Here is a 1,804-nt window from a genome sequence, read left to right as displayed (position 1 = left end):
CCTTCGCCGGGACGACAGCTGTGCGTGGGCTCGCAGCAGTGAACGAGCCCCCAACCCACCTCCCTCAAAAGTTACCCAACCCGTTAACCCCTTGGAAACCATCCTGCGCCACGAATGGACGTTATCTCTGCCATCTGGGGACGCCCATGCTCGCCCGTGACCAACGCACCCCGTTCTCGGACTGGTGGTGGACCGTCGACAAGCTGCTGCTTGTCGCGATCGCCGCGTTGATGCTGGCCGGCGTCATCCTGTCGCTGGCCGCGAGCCCGCCGGTCGCGACCCGGATCGGGCTCGATCCGTTCCACTTCTTCAATCGCCACGTCATGTTCCTGGTGCCGTCGCTGATCGTGCTGATCGGGGTGTCGTTCATGACGCCGCGACAGATCCGGCGCACCGCGCTGATCGTGTTCGCGGTCTCGATCGTGCTGATCGTGCTGACGCTGCTGATCGGGCCCGAGGTCAAGGGCTCGCGGCGCTGGATCACGCTGCTCGGCGTCAACATCCAGGCCTCCGAAGCCGCAAAACCCGCCTTCGTCATCGTCGCGGCCTGGCTGTTTGCGGAATCGACCAAGCGGCCGGAGATGCCGGCGACCTCGATGGCGCTGGTGCTCCTGTTGACGCTGGTCACGCTGCTGGTGATGGAGCCCGACTTCGGTCAGACCATGCTGATCCTCACGGTGTGGGGCGCGCTGTTCTTCATCGCGGGCATGCGGATGATCTGGGTGTTCGGGCTCGCCGGTGCCGCCGGCGCGGGCCTGTTCGGCGCCTATCTTTTGGTGCCGCACGTTGCGGGCCGCATCAAGCGCTTCATGAATCCGGCCTCCGGCGACACCTTCCAGGTCGACACCGCGATGGAAGCGTTCTGGAACGGCGGCTGGTTCGGGCTAGGCCCGGGCGAGGGCATCGCCAAGCGCAGCCTGCCGGACAGCCACACCGACTTCGTGTTCGCGGTCGCGGCGGAAGAGTTCGGCATCATCCTCTGCCTGATGCTGGTCGCGCTGTTCGGCTTCATCGTGATCCGAACGCTGACCCGCGCCTATGCGACCGAGGACATGTTCTCGCGCTTTGCGGCCTCGGGGCTTGCGATTCTGTTCGGTGTGCAGGCGACGATCAACATGGCGGTCAATCTGCAACTGATCCCGGCCAAGGGCATGACGCTGCCGTTCATCTCCTATGGCGGCTCCTCGTTCGTGTCGCTCGCCTATGGCGTCGGCATGATGCTGGCGCTGACGCGGCAGCGGCCGCGTACCGAGATCGAATCGATGGAAGGCGCCAGTGCCCGGCGCGCCTACGCATGAGGCTTCCCGTCGTCATTGCGGGGAGCGCCATGGATTGCTTCCGCCTTCGCCAAGGCTTCGCGGACAAGTCGCTTCGCTCGCAATGACGGTATAAATTGTTGCCATGGCTGAGTCCCCCCTGATTCTGCTGGCGGCCGGTGGCACCGGCGGCCATCTGTTCCCGGCCGAAGCGCTCGCCGTGGAACTGATCAGGCGCGGCCTGCGGGTGCGGCTGGCGACCGACGGCCGCGCGCTGCGCTACTCCGGCCTGTTCGGCAGGGAGAGCATCGAGCTCGTGCCGAGCGCGACCGTGCGCAGCCGCAATCCGATCTCGCTGGCGCGGACCGTGCTGATGCTCGGCTACGGCACGCTGGTCGCCGCCAATGTGGTGCGCCGGCTGAAGCCGTCGGCCGTCGTCGGCTTCGGCGGTTACCCGACCTTGCCGCCGCTGATCGCGGCGCGGATGCTCGGCGTTCCCGGCATCATCCACGATGCCAACGCGGTGCTCGGCCGCGCCAACCGTTTCC

2 protein-coding genes are annotated in these 1,804 nt (G+C 66.5%); both read left to right on the top strand.

Going from position 1 to position 1,804, the window contains the following annotated elements; all coding sequences use genetic code 11:
- Positions 1–146 precede the first annotated feature (146 nt).
- Complete coding sequence (gene ftsW / locus H8B02_RS47055; RefSeq protein ID WP_229172484.1) at positions 147–1,298, top strand: putative lipid II flippase FtsW; 1,152 nt, start codon at positions 147–149, stop codon at positions 1,296–1,298.
- Positions 1,299–1,401: 103 nt separating this feature from the next.
- Positions 1,402–1,804 (top strand): glycosyltransferase (locus H8B02_RS47050; protein WP_229172483.1); only part of this gene is annotated, 403 nt, incomplete at its 3' end.

It is taken from the genome of Bradyrhizobium altum (assembly GCF_020889705.1).
GTDB classification, from domain to species: Bacteria; Pseudomonadota; Alphaproteobacteria; order Rhizobiales; family Xanthobacteraceae; genus Bradyrhizobium; species Bradyrhizobium altum.
The sequence above is the reverse complement of the archived record's forward strand: the minus strand, read 5'-3'. Positions and strand labels throughout refer to the sequence as shown.